This is a genomic window from Streptosporangium jomthongense (assembly GCF_042650425.1).
Classification (GTDB): Bacteria; Actinomycetota; Actinomycetes; order Streptosporangiales; family Streptosporangiaceae; genus Streptosporangium.
The window spans coordinates 25,444-38,980 of the sequence record NZ_JBHSBC010000025.1; the positions used below are offsets into that span (position 1 = coordinate 25,444).

14 protein-coding genes are annotated in these 13,537 nt (G+C 68.5%); 9 read left to right on the top strand and 5 right to left on the bottom strand.

Annotation, left to right across the window (positions count from 1 at the left end; translation table 11 throughout):
• Together ACFOYY_RS24905 and ACFOYY_RS24910 are read right to left on the bottom strand one after the other, a co-directional pair.
• Complete coding sequence (locus tag ACFOYY_RS24905) at positions 1-333, bottom strand: TraR/DksA family transcriptional regulator (RefSeq protein ID WP_352015088.1); 333 nt, start codon at positions 331-333, stop codon at positions 1-3.
• A gap of 191 nt (positions 334-524) precedes the next feature.
• On the bottom strand, positions 525-1,286 hold the full coding sequence (locus ACFOYY_RS24910; RefSeq protein WP_362780411.1) for an SOS response-associated peptidase: 762 nt from the start codon (positions 1,284-1,286) through the stop codon (positions 525-527).
• 60 nt (positions 1,287-1,346) lie between these two features.
• Here ACFOYY_RS24910 and aroA point away from each other — a divergent pair, with 60 nt between their 5' ends.
• Together aroA and rsgA are read left to right on the top strand one after the other, a co-directional pair.
• Positions 1,347-2,624 (top strand): 3-phosphoshikimate 1-carboxyvinyltransferase, encoded by a 1,278-nt coding sequence (aroA, locus tag ACFOYY_RS24915; RefSeq protein ID WP_352015086.1) that lies wholly within the window; start codon positions 1,347-1,349, stop codon positions 2,622-2,624.
• 49 nt (positions 2,625-2,673) lie between these two features.
• Positions 2,674-3,681, top strand: a complete 1,008-nt coding sequence (gene rsgA / locus ACFOYY_RS24920; RefSeq protein ID WP_352015206.1) for a ribosome small subunit-dependent GTPase A — start codon at positions 2,674-2,676, stop codon at positions 3,679-3,681.
• Between the two features lie 11 nt (positions 3,682-3,692).
• Here rsgA and ACFOYY_RS24925 read toward each other — a convergent pair whose 3' ends face one another.
• A complete protein-coding gene (locus tag ACFOYY_RS24925; RefSeq protein ID WP_352015085.1) occupies positions 3,693-4,136 on the bottom strand; it encodes a DUF4442 domain-containing protein in 444 nt (147 codons plus the stop codon).
• Positions 4,137-4,257: 121 nt separating this feature from the next.
• Here ACFOYY_RS24925 and hisN point away from each other — a divergent pair, with 121 nt between their 5' ends.
• The 6 genes from hisN to ACFOYY_RS24955 all read left to right on the top strand — a co-directional run bounded on the left by hisN (position 4,258) and on the right by ACFOYY_RS24955 (position 9,983).
• Positions 4,258-5,061: a histidinol-phosphatase gene (gene hisN / locus ACFOYY_RS24930; RefSeq protein ID WP_362780407.1), complete on the top strand. Its 804-nt coding sequence runs from the start codon at positions 4,258-4,260 to the stop codon at positions 5,059-5,061.
• A 392-nt stretch (positions 5,062-5,453) separates the two neighbouring features.
• Positions 5,454-6,572 (top strand): phosphate ABC transporter substrate-binding protein PstS, encoded by a 1,119-nt coding sequence (gene pstS, locus ACFOYY_RS24935; protein WP_386192498.1) that lies wholly within the window; start codon positions 5,454-5,456, stop codon positions 6,570-6,572.
• 4 nt (positions 6,573-6,576) lie between these two features.
• Complete coding sequence (gene pstC, locus ACFOYY_RS24940; protein ID WP_352015082.1) at positions 6,577-7,557, top strand: phosphate ABC transporter permease subunit PstC; 981 nt, start codon at positions 6,577-6,579, stop codon at positions 7,555-7,557.
• On the top strand, positions 7,554-8,444 hold the full coding sequence (gene pstA, locus ACFOYY_RS24945) for a phosphate ABC transporter permease PstA (RefSeq protein WP_352015081.1): 891 nt from the start codon (positions 7,554-7,556) through the stop codon (positions 8,442-8,444). The genes pstC and pstA overlap by 4 nt, the downstream gene beginning before the upstream one ends.
• A gap of 18 nt (positions 8,445-8,462) precedes the next feature.
• Positions 8,463-9,239, top strand: a complete 777-nt coding sequence (gene pstB / locus ACFOYY_RS24950; protein WP_352015080.1) for a phosphate ABC transporter ATP-binding protein PstB — start codon at positions 8,463-8,465, stop codon at positions 9,237-9,239.
• Between the two features lie 24 nt (positions 9,240-9,263).
• The gene (locus ACFOYY_RS24955; protein ID WP_352015079.1) at positions 9,264-9,983 is read left to right on the top strand and encodes a response regulator transcription factor; all 720 of its coding nucleotides are present in this window, start codon (positions 9,264-9,266) and stop codon (positions 9,981-9,983) included.
• On the opposite strand, the gene ACFOYY_RS24960 is transcribed toward ACFOYY_RS24955, so the two are convergent.
• A complete protein-coding gene (locus ACFOYY_RS24960; RefSeq protein ID WP_362780402.1) occupies positions 9,956-10,771 on the bottom strand; it encodes a serine hydrolase in 816 nt (271 codons plus the stop codon). The two genes, ACFOYY_RS24955 and ACFOYY_RS24960, sit on opposite strands and share 28 nt — an antisense overlap.
• A 361-nt stretch (positions 10,772-11,132) precedes the next feature.
• Positions 11,133-12,020: a phenylalanine 4-monooxygenase gene (locus ACFOYY_RS24965; protein ID WP_352015077.1), complete on the bottom strand. Its 888-nt coding sequence runs from the start codon at positions 12,018-12,020 to the stop codon at positions 11,133-11,135.
• A 120-nt stretch (positions 12,021-12,140) separates the two neighbouring features.
• Here ACFOYY_RS24965 and ACFOYY_RS24970 point away from each other — a divergent pair, with 120 nt between their 5' ends.
• Positions 12,141-12,608, top strand: coding sequence for an Lrp/AsnC family transcriptional regulator (locus tag ACFOYY_RS24970; RefSeq protein WP_386192505.1), 468 nt, complete (start codon positions 12,141-12,143; stop codon positions 12,606-12,608).
• The last annotated feature ends 929 nt before the right edge of the window (positions 12,609-13,537 follow it).

Consider the following 13,537-nt stretch of genomic DNA (forward strand, 5'->3'; position numbering starts at 1 on the left):
TCAGCGGCGGCGTTCGCGCCGCGACTGACACCGGACGCAGCGGGCGGCCTCGGGGCGCGCCTCAAGCCTGCCCTCCGGTACGGCCTGGCCGCAGTCGGCGCAACGACCGTAGACCCCCTCCTCCAGACGTCTGAGCGCGTCGGCGACCGCGCGACGCTGCACGGTCGCCGCCTCCAGCATGGCCAGGGTCCGGTCGGCGTCGGTCAGGACGGATCCGGCGTCCGCGAGGGAACGTTCCCATCCGGCCAGTGGGTCCCCTCGCAGAACCCCGATGGACCGGTCGAGCTCGGCGAGCATGCTCTCCAGGCGCATGCGCACGGTCGCGGCGTCCACGAATCCGCACCTCCGCAGGGTGGGGGCGGCCTGTGAAGGGATTTCCCCGACTTCTCCCGTCAGGCGGCAAGACGATGAGGTCTGTGGGCGAACGCCCCACCGATGGCGCCATGAGGCATCGCTCCCTCAGCGGATGCCCGCTACGGAGGGTTTCCACACCGTTTACCGAGAGGTTTCCTTTCCCGGCTCTTTCAGAACAGCGCCTGACCGTCTCCTTGGTCCTCGGGGAGCGGCTCCACGAGTTCGGGACCGTTGTTGCGCACCGAGTTCACCGCGCTTGAGACGGGATAGGCCGTCAGCCCCGCCGAGGCGGCGGGCACCAGGAACTCCTCCGCCTCGGGGACTCCGGGGTCGAGCCACTGCGCCCAGCGGTCCCGCTCGATCAGCATCGGCATCCGCTCGTGGATGGCGCCCAGTTCGTCACGGGCCGTGGTGGTGACGACCGCGCAGGTCGTCAGCCAGGCGAGCGGATCGTCCTCGGCCCTGCCCTTGTCACGCCAGAACTCGTAGATCCCCGCCATCGCCATGACCTCGCCGTCGGCGGGGTGGATGAAATAGGGCTGCTTCTTCGGCCTCTTGGCCGTCCCGCCCTCCTCAAGCACCGCCCACTCGTAGTAGCCGTCCGCGGGCAACAGGCACCTGCGCTGGGCGAACGCCCTGCGGAAGGACGGCTTCTCCGCGATCGTCTCCACCCGCGCGTTGATCATCTTCGAGCCGATCGACGGGTCCTTCGCCCAGGCCGGGACCAGTCCCCATTTGACGATCCGCAGCTGCCGTACCGCCCGGTCGCCCGGACCCTCCTTGGGCACGCGGCTGAGGATCGCGTAGACCGGCTTGGTCGGCGCGACGTTGTAGTCCGGCCCCAGGTCCTCCTCCGCGGCGCCGTCCAGTTCGACCTCGAACTCCTCGAGCAGCTCCTGCTTCGGTCGCGTGGACGCGTATCTCCCGCACATATCCCCCACCTTGCCACGCCTTCGAAGGCGCGGGCCCCTCATCCCGGTAGGCTTTTGCCCATGTCCGCTCCGCTGTGGCCCGCACCTACCGCGACCTCTCCCGTCCACGCGACCGTCTCCCTTCCCGGGTCGAAGTCCGTGACCAACCGCGCGCTGCTGCTCGCCACGCTGGCAGAGGGCCCCGGCACCGTACGGCGGGCGCTGCGCAGCCGTGACTCCGACCTCATGGCCCAGGCCCTGCGGGCGCTCGGCGCCACGATGACCCCGTCCGGCGAGAGCGCCTCAAGCTCCGACTGGACCATCACCCCCGGTCCGGTCGTCGGCGGGGCGCACATCGAGGTGGGGCTGGCGGGCACGGTGATGCGGTTCGTGCCGCCGGTGGCCGCGCTGGCCGACGGTGAGGTCTCCTTCGACGGCGACCCGCACGCGCGCAAACGCCCCATGGGGGTGATCCTGGACGCGCTGCGCGCCCTCGGCGCCCAGGTGCGCGGCGACGCGCTGCCGTTCACCGTACGCGGCCCGCTGTCCGGCGGCGAGGTCACGCTCGACGCCTCCGGCTCCTCGCAGTTCCTCTCCGGCCTGCTGCTGACCGGTGCCCGCTTCGACAAGGGCGTCACCGTACGGCACCAGGGCCCGCCCATCCCCTCACAGCCGCACATCCTGATGACCGTCTCGATGCTGCGCGAGTACGGCGTCCACGTCGACGACTCCGAGCCCGACGTCTGGCGGGTCGAGCCCGGGCCGATCGCGGCCAGGGACTTCACCGTCGAACCCGACCTGTCGAACGCGGCGCCGTTCCTCGCCGCCGCAATGATCACGGGTGGCTCGGTCACCGTGCCGGACTGGCCGACGAACACGACACAGCCGGGCGACCAGCTCAGAAGCCTGCTGGCGGACATGGGCGCCTCGGTCGAGCACACTCCGCTCGGCCTGACGGTCACCGGCACCGGGAGCGTCCACGGCATCGAGGCCGACCTGCGTGACGTGGCCGAGCTGACCCCGACGATCGCCGCGCTGGCCGCGCTGGCCGACTCGCCCAGCCGCATCGGCGGCGTCGCCCACATCCGCGGACACGAGACCGACCGCCTGGCCGCCCTGGTCGCGGAGATCAACGGACTCGGCGGCGACGCGAACGAGACGGCGGACGGCCTGGAGATCAGGCCGCGTCCGCTCAGAGGCGGCGTCTTCCACTCCTACGCCGACCACAGGATGGCGACCGCGGGCGCGGTGATCGGCCTGGCGGTGCCCGGTGTCGAGGTCGAGGACATCGCGACCACCGGCAAGACCCTGCCCGAGTTCGCCTCCATGTGGGCGGACATGCTGCGGGAGACGCGTTGAGGACCGGGTTCCGGGTCTTCGGGGTCATGGACGGATCGAGGCGGCGAAACTGAGAAAACGGGAGTACGACGAGGACGACGTCAGGATCCGGCCGGGGAAGGGCTCCCGGCCCCGGACGCGGATTCGTCCTGCGCACGAGGACGCGGTCGAGGGCTTCGTGGTCGCGGTCGACCGCGGCCGATACACCTGCCTGGTCGAGCCGCCGAAGAAGGACAGCCGGATCGTCGTCGCCATGAAGGCCAGAGAGCTGGGCCGCAAGGGCATCGTGGTCGGTGACCGGGTCGCCCTGGTCGGGGACGTCTCCGGCGACTCCGACACGCTGGCCCGGGTCGTCCGCGTCGAGCCCCGCAGCTCCATGCTCCGCCGTTCCGCGGACGACACCGACAACACCGACGGCATCGAGCGTCCCGTGGTCGCCAACGCCGACCAGCTCGTGATCGTGACTGCCCTGGCGGACCCGCCGCCCCGGCCCCGCATGATCGACCGGATGCTGGTCGCGGCGTTCGACGCCGACATCGAGCCGATGCTGTGCCTCACCAAGGCCGACCTGTCCTCACCGGAGGATCTGGTCTCCCTCTACGCCCCGCTGGGCGTGCCGTACGTGGTGCTGCACAAGGGCGGTCCTCTCGACGAGATCAGGCATCGCCTCCTCGACCGGGTCAGCGTGCTGGTCGGCCATTCGGGCGTGGGCAAGTCGACCCTGGTCAACGCCCTGGTCCCGGACGCCAACCGGGCCGTCTCCCACGTCAACGCGGTGACCGGCCGGGGCCGCCACACCTCGACCTCGGCCGTCGCCCTTGAGCTCCCCGAGGGCGGGTGGATCATCGACACGCCCGGCGTGCGCAGCTTCGGGCTGGCGCACGTGTCCGTCGAGACCGTCCTGGCGGGCTTCCCCGACCTGGTCGAGGGCACCGTCGAGTGCCCGAAGGGCTGCAGTCACCTGGGCGAGGAGTGCGCCCTCGACGCCTGGGTCGAGGCGGGCCACGCCGACCCCGCCCGGCTCGTCTCGCTGCGCCGCCTGCTCGCCAGCCGCGAGGGCGCCGCCGACGACGACTGATCCCGTACGGCTCAGCGGTTGGGACGAAGGGTCCAGGTGACGGTCACCTCGCAGACCGGCGTGCCGTCGGCCGTGCCGACGGTGACCGCGACCTCGAACTCAGGGCGCTCCCCCGCGTCCAACCTGGCCACGACCTCCTCCCTGGAGGCCGAAAGGCGCGCCTCGGCGACGACCTCGCCCATCGCCAGCTTCACGTAGCGGACCGCGGCGCCGACGGCCAGCGGGGTGGCCCGGGTCAACTGGTCGCCGAAGGCCGACAGCATCGCGGCGCCGGAGGCGGACTCGGCGAGGGTGAACAGCGCTCCCGCGTGCGGGCCGCCCACGTGGTTGCGCAGGTCGGGACGGTCGGGCATCCGCGCGACCGCGATTCCGTGCCCGACCCTGTCGAAGGTGATGTCCAGCGTCCGTGCGAACGGAACGCTCTGCAGCATGAAGGCACCCACGTCGAACGTCATGACCGCATGCTACTCGCGGGTAACACCCGATGTTCCCGACCATTCGCATGACGCGCCGCAATCCCCCCGCATCTTCCTCCACCTCCTATAACCGACCGGCGACGCGATAGCGTGGCCCAACGTGACGGACTACAACGACGACCTACGCCTGGCACACGTCCTGGCCGACGCCGCCGACGACCTGACCATGCGCCGCTTCAAGGCCGTGGATCTGAAGGTCGAGACCAAGCCGGACCTCACACCGGTGAGCGACGCCGACCGGGCGGTCGAGGAGGTCATCCGCAACACACTCGGCCGGGCCCGCCCGCGTGACGCGGTGATCGGTGAGGAGTTCGGCAGCACCGGGAACGGCTCCCGTTCCTGGATCGTCGACCCGATCGACGGCACCAAGAACTACGTGCGGGGCGTCCCCATCTGGGCCACGCTCATCGCCCTGATGGACCAGGGCAGGGTCGTCGTCGGACTGGTCTCCGCCCCCGCGCTCGGCCGGCGCTGGTGGGCCGCCCACGGCAGCGGCGCCTGGACGGGCAAGAGCCTCACCAAGGCCACCCGTTGCCAGGTCTCCTCGGTCTCCCGTCTCGACGACGCCTCCTTCTCCTACTCCAGCTTCGGCGGGTGGGAGGAGGCGGGCAGACTCCCCGAGTTCCTCGACCTGAACAGGGCGGTCTGGCGCAGCCGCGCCTACGGCGACTTCTGGTCACACATGCTGGTCGCCGAGGGGGCGGTCGACCTGTCCGCCGAGCCGGAACTGTCCCCCTGGGACATCGCGGCGCTGACGGTGATCGTCGAGGAGGCCGGCGGCATCTGGACGGACCTGTCCGGAGCCTCCGGCCTGGACGGCGGCAGCCTGGTGTGCAGCAACGGCCTCCTGCACGCCGAGGCCCTCAAGCGCCTCGGCGGCGGCCCGCTCACCCTGCCCATGTGACGCCGCCTGCGGGGTTTCGGCCCCGCAGGCCAAGCCATTCGAAGAGACCGTTTCCAGGCCCCCGGTGAACCCACCCGGTACGGCCGGGCGCCCCGGCATTCGCTCGATGATCACCGGCCGTTCACCTGATGGGCCGTTCGATCGTTCACGACCTCCCGGGAACCGTTCAATCCGGTTAGGCCCTGTCTGGGCAGTTCAGCACCCCCATATCCTGGTGTCCGGCGGGTATGCCACCGGCAACCGCACCCGGAGAGCGCTCCAAGTCCGGCCCAAGGGATCGCCACGACAGCGACCGGATGCATTCATTTTGCGTTCATCTTTCTACCGGTTTTGAGTCACCTTGCCTCCCTACTCTCCTGAACGTTGAAGGACTTAGTGGGAGGAACCCAACCGTGAAGTATGCAGGCCGGCTCGCCGCGGTCACCCTTGTTGGCGCGCTCTCGCTCGCTGCGTGCGGCACCGATAACAACGGTGGCTCCGCCAACGGCTCCACCCCGGTCGCCGACGCCTCGTCGGCCGGATCGGGCTCCGGTGGCCTCAGCGGCACGATCAACGCCGCCGGCTCCTCGGCCCAGGCCAACGCCATCGACGAGTGGAAGAAGAACTTCCAGCAGGCGAACTCGGGGGTCAGCCTCAACTACCAGCCCAGCGGCTCCGGCGCCGGCATCCAGGCCTTCATCCAGGGCACGGTCTCGTTCGCGGGTTCCGACTCGGCCCTCAAGGACGACAAGGGCGAGCCCGCCCAGGCCGACGCCCGTTGCAAGACCGGCAAGGCGATCAACCTCCCCATGGTGATCGGCCCCGTGGCCGTGGTCTACAACCTGCCCGGTGTGGACAACCTGCAGCTCTCGCCCAAGACCATCGGTGACATCTTCAACAGCAAGATCACCAAGTGGGACGACGAGGCGATCAAGAAGGACAACCCCGACGCCAAGCTCCCCTCGACGGCGATCCAGGCCTTCCACCGCTCGGAGGAGTCGGGCACCAGCGACAACTTCACCAAGTTCCTGTCCAAGACCGCCGACTGGCCGTACGAGCCCGCCAAGGCGTGGCCCGCCGAGGCCAAGGGCCAGGGCGCCAAGGGCTCCGACGGCATCGCGCAGGCGGTCAAGACCGGTGTCGGCGCGATCAGCTACGTCGAGCTCTCCTTCGCCGAGAACTCCGGCCTGTCCAAGGCCAAGGTCGCCAACGGCTCCGGCGAGTTCGTCGAGCTGACCCCGGAGAGCGCGGGCAAGACGGTCGAGGCCGCCGAGATCACCGGCCAGGGCAACGACCTGAAGCTGAGCATCGACTACGCGACCAAGGCCGCAGGCGCCTACCCGATCGTCCTGGTGACCTACGAGATCACCTGCGAGAAGGGTCTCCCCGAGGACCAGTCCAAGCTCGTCAAGGCCTTCCTGACCTACACCGCCAGCGACGAGGGCCAGCAGGCGCTGACCAACCTCGGCTACGCCCCGCTGCCTGCGACGCTGGTCGCCAAGGTCCGCACCGCCGTCGAGGCGATCTCCTAAGTTGATGGCCACGTCACTTCGTACTCGCGACGGCGGGCCGGCCACCGGCCGGCCCGCCTCGCGGCGCAGCCGAGGTGAGACCCCCTTCCGATACGCCTCGACGGGTGCCGGAATCCTCCTGCTGGCGATCATGGCGGCCATCGCCGTCTTCCTGATCGTCGAGGCGGTTCCCGCCCTCCAGGCCAACCAAGGAAGCTTCCTGGGGACCCTCACCTGGACGCCGAACAACACCGAGCCGTCCTTCGGTATCGCGGCCCTGGCGTTCGGCACCCTGCTCAGCTCGCTCCTCGCCCTGGTCATGGCCGTGCCCGTGGCCGTCGGGGTCGCGCTGTTCATCTCCCACTACGCTCCCCGCCGTCTGGCCGGCGTCCTGGGCTACGTCATTGACCTGCTCGCCGCCGTACCCAGCGTCATCTACGGCCTGTGGGGCGTCATCTTCCTCGTCCCGCTCGTCCAGGGGCCCTACGAGTTCATCAACGAGTACCTCGGGTTCATCCCGCTGTTCGGCGGCGAATCGGTCGGCGGCCACTCGATCATGACCGCCTCGATCATCCTTGCGATCATGATTCTGCCGATCATCGCGGCGATCTCCCGGGAGGTCTTCCTCCAGGTGCCGCGGATGCACGAGGAGGCGGCGCTGGCCCTCGGCGCGACCCGCTGGGAGGTCGTCAAGACCGCGGTGCTGCCCTTCGGACGACCCGGCGTCATCAGCGCCTCCATGCTCGGCCTCGGCCGCGCCATGGGCGAGACCATCGCCGTCGCCCTCATCTTCCCCGCGACGTTCGGCATCAACTTCCACATCCTCGCTCCCGAGGGCAACAGCATCGCCGCCAACATCGCCAACGGGTTCGCCGAGGCGGGTCCGGTCGGCCGTGGCGCGCTGATCGCCTCCGGTCTGGTGCTGTTCATCATCACGCTGCTGGTCAACACGGCGGCACGCCTGATCGTCGCCCGCCGCAAGGAGTTCTCCGGAGCAGCCGCATGACCGCGATCCAGCACGCGCCCGCGATCCGGCGCATCTCCGCAGGCAGACGCGCCAAGGACAAGATCGTCCATGGGCTCGTCTACCTGTCGTTCGCCATCGCCGTCGTACCGCTGCTCTCCGTCCTCTGGCTGGTGCTCAGCAACGGCTTCGCCAGGCTCAACATGGAGTTCCTGACCCACTCGATGCGCAACGTCGGGGCCAGGGACGCGGGCGGCGGCGCCTACCACGCCATCATCGGCACCCTTGAGCAGGTCCTGCTGGCGTCGGTCATCTCGATCCCCATCGGCCTGCTCACCGCGATCTACCTCGTCGAGTACGGCAGAGGCGGACGACTGAGCCGGGCGATCAGCTTCTTCGTCGACGTCATGACCGGCATCCCCTCCGTGGTCTCCGGCCTGTTCATCCTGGCCTTCTGGATCCTGGCCCTGGGGATGCCCTTCTCCGGTTTCGCGGGCGCCCTCGCCCTGTCGATCCTGATGATGCCGACCGTGGTGCGCTCCGCCGAGGAGATGCTCCTGCTGGTCCCCAACGACCTGCGCGAGGCCTCGTACGCGCTGGGCGTGCCCAAGTGGCGGACGATCGTCAAGGTCGTCCTGCCGACCGCGTTCACCGGCATCGTGACCGGCGTCATGCTGGCCATCGCCCGTGTCGCGGGTGAGACGGCGCCTCTGCTGCTCACCGTCTTCTTCACCGACTCCATCAACACCGACCCCTTCAACGGGCCGCAGATGGGGTTGCCGCTCTATGTGTTCGACCAATCGGCCCGTCCCACCGACGTCGCCATTGACCGGGCGTGGGCCGGAGCGCTCACGCTCATTCTGATCGTCATGCTGCTCAACCTGGTGGCGCGCCTCATCGGCTGGTGGCGCTCGCCCGCCAGACGATAGGAAGGAGGAACGTCGCAGATGAGCCAGCAGATCCAGGTTTCAAGCCTCGACGCGTACTACGGAAAGCACAAGGCGATCGAGGACATCTCGATGACGATCGAGCCTCAGTCGATCACCGCCTTCATCGGCCCCTCCGGATGTGGCAAGTCCACCTTCCTGCGGACGCTGAACCGCATGCACGAGGTCATCCCCGGCGCCCGCGTCGACGGCAAGGTCCTGCTCGACGGCGAGGACCTCTACGCCCCCGACGTCGAGCCTGTCTCGGTGCGCCGCATGATCGGCATGGTCTTCCAGCGCCCCAACCCGTTCCCCACGATGTCGATCTACGAGAACGTGGCGGCCGGCCTCAAGCTCAACGGCGGATACGCCAAGTCCGAGATGGACGGCATCGTCGAGACCTCGCTGAAGGGATCGAACCTCTGGAACGAGGTCAAGGACCGTCTGAACAAGCCGGGAGCGGGCCTGTCCGGCGGTCAGCAGCAGCGCCTGTGCATCGCCAGGGCCATCGCGGTCAAGCCCGAGGTCCTGCTGATGGACGAGCCCTGCTCCGCCCTCGACCCGATCTCCACCCTGGCGATCGAGGACCTGATGTCCGAGCTGAAGAGCCAGTTCACGATCATCATCGTGACGCACAACATGCAGCAGGCCGCCCGGGTCAGCGACCGTACCGCGTTCTTCAACCTCGCAGGTCAGGGCCAGCCTGGCCGAGTGATCGAGATGGACGACACGTCCCGCATCTTCACCAACCCCAGCCAGAAAGCGACCGAGGACTACATCACCGGCCGCTTCGGATAAACCAACCCCATAAGGAGGACCCGGGTGATCCAGCCGCAGACGGCACCCGAGGTGAGCGGGGACACCCGGACAGCGCCCCTGCTGCTGGTGGCGGATCCGGAATCGGCTCTGGTCCAGGGTCTGGCCAACGCCCTCGAACGCGAGGGAATCGAGGTCATGGGCGTCGCCGACGGCGCCCAGGCCCTGTTGCAGGCCGGGGCGCTCCAACCCGACGTGGTACTCGTCAGCGCCTCACTGCCGGTCATCGGCGCGGTGGAGTTCATCCGCGCGGTACGGCTGACGCGGGCGGTACCCGTCCTGCTGGGCGTGGGAGACAACCACGCCGAACAGGCCGTCCAGGCACTCTCGGCCGGCGCCACCGCCTGTGTGGCCCGGCCGTACCGCGTGCCTGAACTCCTTCCTCTGGTACAGGCCGCCTTCTCCGGAGAGTCTGGCATGCGCCGTACGCTTGTGGTGGGCAACGTGGAACTCGACGTCAACGCCTACCAGGTCAAGGTCAGCGGGCGGACCGTCCATCTGCCCCTGCGGGAGTTCGAACTGCTGCACTACCTGATGCGCAACGCGCATCGCACGGTGACCCGGGAGCAGATAATGCGCCACGTCTGGAACTCCACGGACACCACCTCGACCAACACCATCGCGGTGCACGTCAAACGACTGCGGGCCCGCCTCGGCGACACCGACGACCAGCTGATCCAGACCGTCAGGGGCGTCGGTTACCGGCTGGTCGACAAGGCCGCCTGATCCTCGGCGCCGGTCGGTGGACGACCGGCGCCGTTCGCGCACTCTCCACCGCGGAAGGCCGCCAGCACACGCCTGGCCGTCCCCTCGGCCACCGCGATACCCGCGTCCTTACTCGGCCCGTCCTCGGTGAGTACGGCGACGGCGTAGTCATGACCGGGCTCCCGGATCAGGCCGACACTGGCGACGGCCCAGAGCCTGTTGGCCACGTGGTGCAGCCAGCCGTTCTTCAACGCGACCCGGCCTCCGTCGCAGACCGCGGCGCTGATTCCCCACGCCTGCCTGGCGACCACCTTTCGCATCAGCCCGAGCACCTGTTCACGGTCCCCTTCCGGCAGCAGGTCCCGGTGCCCGGCCAGGATCCCGACAAGCCTGACCTGGTCCTCCGCGACCGTCTGCGTGATGCCCCAGCAGTACAGCCCCGCGCACCGGCCCGGTGGAGCGTAGGTGGCGCCGAGCCCGAACCTCCGGTTCGCCCGCGCCAGACCGTCCTGCAGTCCGATGCGCTCGTAGAGCCGGTCGGCCGCCGCGTTGTCGCTGATGCGGATCATCCTCTCCGCGTCCCGCCTGGTCCGCGTGTCCAGCTCGCGCCAGGGCGTGTCGAGCAGCAGCGCCATCAGGATGTCGACCTTCGAGACGCTGGCGGTCGGCAACCGCAGATCACCGTGGTAGACGTACGAGCGGCCGGTGCTGAGATCGCGCGCCGCGGCGGCGACCCGGACGCCACGCCCCGAAAGGAACCGGTCGAGCTTCCGGGTGAGCCTTGAGGCGACGACCTTCGGCGAGGCCACCGTCCTCCTCGGCTCCTCCTTCGGCGCCTCCCCCGAAGGCGCCGGTTCCTCCGTCGGAACGGGCGACCGCGACATGGGAAAGGCCTTGGCGGACGTCACGCCCACGGGCGCGCACCCCCATGTCAGCCCGGTTGTCAGCACGGCGACCGTCACGGCGGCTCGGCGTGTCATCCTCGTCGTCAGATCGGGGCTTCCCCAGTCCATGATCGAGGTCTATCCCACCGGACGAGGACGGAAGCCGGCGCGGGCAAACCCAGCCCGAAGAGTGGACAAGTCCTTGATCAGCGAGCGGGCCCGGCCTCCAGCCCTTCCGTCTTCAGATGGCGGCCTACGGTGAGGATCGCCGCTGAGAGGCCGTCCCTCAGCGGGCGTCGGCTACCAGCCTGGCGATGGACTCGTCGTCACATGTGGCCCAGAATTCTCCGACCACGTCCTCAAGGTGGTCCAGAGAGTCAGCCCGGAAGAGAACATCCTGATATTTCGTGATGTCGTACTGAGTGGTGCCCATACGGGCGACGTCCAACGGCCGGATGTCCATCCCGCGGAACTCCTCGATCTCCCCGTAGGAGGACAGGATGCCCGCGCCGTACGCCCGTAGCTCACCCTGGTCGGTCATCACGCCGAACTCCAGGGTGAACCAGAAGACCTTCGAGATGAACTCCAGCGCCGCGTCGCTCTCGACTCGACGCGCCGCGCCACCCGCCAGGCGGTACAGCCTCGCGTAACGGTCGGAGGCCAGCGAGTTGGCGTGTCCGATCACCTCGTGGATCACGTCAGGTTCCGGCGTGTAGAGCGGTGTCGAGTGGTGCCTGATGTACTGCGTCGAGTGGAAGAACCCCTCGGCCAGCACACCGTAGAACTCACGCAGCGGCACCAACCCCGCGGCGGGGATGTAACGGAAGCCGGTGAGCGGATACAGCAGCTCGCTGACCTCCTGGAGCTGCGGAATCCTCTCGCGGGGCAGACCGAGCCTCTCGACGGCGTTCAGATACTCCGCCGTGGCGTACACGCGGTGCTTGGTCGCCAGCTCACGGCTGACCAGCGTCCACACCTCGTGCTCCTGCGGGGTGTACTCGGCCGTCGGAATGGGCGTACCCGGCACGTAGTCGACCGCCAGCGCCGCGATGGCGTTGCGCCGAGCACGATAGACGGGGTCGGCGAACCCGGGGTGACTGGCGGCCAGCTCGACCTCCACCGTGCCGTCGTCACGGGTCGCCACCGGTGCGAAGTACTGTGCTTCTTCGAACATACATAAAATGACAGCAATCCCAAGAAACGTTGGCAAGAGAGAGCAGTTTTACTACTCGATCCGCGCAAGATCGCATGGTCAGACCTACCTATGGCTGGTCATATCGCCTAGTCTGATGCGGTGTCCATAGACGACCTTGACAGTCGCCTCCTGGTGACGATGCGAGCCAACCCCCGGATAGGCCTCACCGAGCTGGCCCGCCTGCTCGGTGTCGCCAGAGGCACGGTCCAAGCCCGCGTCGAGAAACTCATCAACCGCGGTGTGATCGCCGACTTCGGCCCAACCGTCACCCCCGAGGGAGTCGGCTACCCCATCCTGGCCTTCGTCTCCCTGCAGATCGCCCAGGGACGGCTGGCCGAGGCCGTAGAGGCCCTACGCCCCCTCCCAGAGATCCTTGAGGTGTATGGCACCAGCGGCCAGGCCGACCTGCTCTGCCGCGTCGTCGCGCGGAGCACACCCGACCTCCAGGAGATCATCGCCCGGATTCTGACCTCGCCGGCAGTGCAACGCACCGACACGACGATCGCCCTGTCCGTCCAGGTCCCCTACCGAATCGAGCCGCTGCTCCACACCGCGCCGAACAACTGATCACCGGACCACTGCCTTTCACGAAGGCCGTGATCGCCCGGCTGTTGAGGCCGTCAGGCGAGTATCGCCCCTTCGACCGCACCCAACCCACCGTCACCCACTGTCCCCAAAATCTTGACTTCCTTCGCACCCGACTCACTCCCCCCCAGGCCTGGCTCCCCTCCCCCTACCTCACGGCCCTGTGGTCCCTTCACCACGCCTTCAGAGAAGGTACGGCTCGCTCCCGACACGATGCCGGGACCGTGGGGACCGTCGGACACCGGCCGCCGGAGGAGCGGCCCTTCGGCCTTCTCCGGCCCCCGACCCGGGACCTCATCGTTCGCAGCCAGGGTCGTCCACGACCAGGGCGAACAGGATCAACCTGACCACCCCGTGGACCCCCGCCGGCAGACAACACCGCCCCCGAGGCCGCTGCCGGAGGCCGCTGCTGAAACAGAAAAAACAGCCCCGACCGCGAAGCCACCCCGCACCAGAGAAAGGGGCAGCCTCGCCACCCCTCACGCCACCTTTCCAGGCCGGGCACAAACAAAAAAAGGGGCAGCCACCCAGCTACCCCCAACCCCAAACGCGCCCAACACCCCGCCTGGAACGCAACCCCACCCACCACAACACCCCCGGGAAGACCGGATAAAGCCGACCGGACGAGCGGTAACCATCCTGTCCAGCGAACCCCACACCCTCCCACCCCGCTCCTGAAACAAAAAAAGGGGCGGCTTTCGCCACCCCCAACCCCAGACACCCCGCCCGGAACGCGACCCCACCCACAACCAGGGCACACCCCCAACAGCCAAACATACACAAAAAACAGGGGGCGGCCCACAGCCACCCCCACCTACGCGCGCACCCCTGAAAAACAAAAAAAGGGGGGCCACCCAAAAGGATGACCCCCCACAAAAGATTGTCCGGCGGCGACCTACTCTCCCACACCG

What these genes read in the sequence shown, in the direction of transcription:
- ACFOYY_RS24910 (WP_362780411.1), bottom strand. Translation starts at nt 1,286, where the DNA reads ATGTGCGGGAGATACGCGTCCACGCGACCGAAGCAGGAGCTGCTCGAG.
- aroA (WP_352015086.1), top strand. Translation starts at nt 1,347, where the DNA reads ATGTCCGCTCCGCTGTGGCCCGCACCTACCGCGACCTCTCCCGTCCAC.
- ACFOYY_RS24965 (WP_352015077.1), bottom strand. Translation starts at nt 12,020, where the DNA reads ATGTTCGAAGAAGCACAGTACTTCGCACCGGTGGCGACCCGTGACGAC.
- pstB (WP_352015080.1), top strand. Translation starts at nt 8,463, where the DNA reads ATGAGCCAGCAGATCCAGGTTTCAAGCCTCGACGCGTACTACGGAAAG.
- pstC (WP_352015082.1), top strand. Translation starts at nt 6,577, where the DNA reads ATGGCCACGTCACTTCGTACTCGCGACGGCGGGCCGGCCACCGGCCGG.
- ACFOYY_RS24925 (WP_352015085.1), bottom strand. Translation starts at nt 4,136, where the DNA reads ATGACGTTCGACGTGGGTGCCTTCATGCTGCAGAGCGTTCCGTTCGCA.
- pstA (WP_352015081.1), top strand. Translation starts at nt 7,554, where the DNA reads ATGACCGCGATCCAGCACGCGCCCGCGATCCGGCGCATCTCCGCAGGC.